At 41.4% G+C, this 1,307-nt stretch carries 2 protein-coding genes; both read left to right on the forward strand.

Going from position 1 to position 1,307, the window contains the following annotated elements; genetic code table 11:
• On the forward strand, window positions 1-993 hold a 993-nt coding region (locus AC1DPZ_RS27340; RefSeq protein WP_477409452.1), incomplete at its 5' end, for a S1/P1 nuclease.
• A 10-nt stretch (window positions 994-1,003) separates the two neighbouring features.
• Window positions 1,004-1,258, forward strand: a complete 255-nt coding sequence (locus tag AC1DPZ_RS27345; protein ID WP_477409454.1) for a hypothetical protein — start codon at window positions 1,004-1,006, stop codon at window positions 1,256-1,258.
• Window positions 1,259-1,307: the final 49 nt, after the last annotated feature.

The following is a 1,307-nucleotide window of genomic DNA, read 5'->3' on the forward strand; positions in this document are numbered from 1 at the left end:
GTTACGGCCTATCTTAAAGGTGGCAGTATGACCGATGTGAGCACCTGGGCAGATGAAAATAGGGATGCAAAAACGGCACCATGGCACTATTTGAACCTTCCTTTAGGTTTGAACCACGAACAATTTGTTGATGCAGTGAGCAAACAAGGTAGCGACAATGTTTATTCAGCCATACTGAAAGTTGAAGCAACCCTTAAGGACAAAGCTTCCAGTCCGGATCAAAAGAATGAGGCGTTAAAATACCTTGTTCATCTTGTAGGTGATGCGCACCAGCCAATGCATGTTAGCCGCAAAGAAGATAAGGGCGGTAATACGATACAGTTACAGTTTGACGGCAAGGGCACCAATCTGCATAGCCTGTGGGATAGCAAGCTGATTGACCATGAGGGATTAAGTGAAGCTGATATTGCTAAACAATATGATTGGGCCAATGAAACTCAAATTAAGAAATGGCAGGCTGATAGTCCTATGGAATGGCTTTGGGAGAGTTATCAGATTTCAAGTGAGTTATATGGAGATGTAAAGCCAGGACAAACTATTGATGAGGCATATTACAAGAAGTACATTAAAACAATTCACTTGCGCATTGATCAAGCGGGTGTACGGTTAGCCGGGGAGTTAAATAAGTTATTCAATGATTTGCCAGTGACGGTTAAAACCCAAGTTGTCTTGTTACCTCCTCCTCCGGTATCAAACGTGCCGGTTCCTCATGCTCCAGGTGCAAATCTTGCAGACATTAAGGGCTTGGTTGGCAAAGAAGTGACTACATCAGGCCAGGTTTATGGTGTAAAAGACATTGGTAGTATGGTGCTTGTAAACTTAGGTGCTGCCTATCCGAATCAATTGCTAACTGTAGTATTAAAAGGTGACGCGAAACAATTGGCTTCCCAAATCGAAGATAAAACCATATCAGTTGAAGGTAAGGTGATTGATTTTAAAGGCAAGCCCGAGATTGTTATTACAGAGTCCCAATATTTAAAAATTGTAAAGTAGTTAATTAGATATGAAGAACTTCAAGATTGATGCTGAAGGCGCTGAGTTTGAATTTATAACCATGCACGTAAGGGAGGTAAAGCTATTTCAAGTATACGTAATGCACGACGGCAAGAGAACTCGTTTTCATATGCAAGCAAATCCAGACGGTGACTTTTATATCACCGATAAAGATCATTGCCCGCTTGAATATCATAAAGCAGAAGAACTTTTAAGCAAGGCTATCAAAATCTACGGTGGAGCAGACAAGCCAGTCGACATTTAACATTATTAAAGAATGCAAACGCCAAGCTGATTAAGCCTGGCGTTTTGTG

The sequence above is a fragment of the Mucilaginibacter sp. P4_G9 genome, from assembly GCF_056400985.1.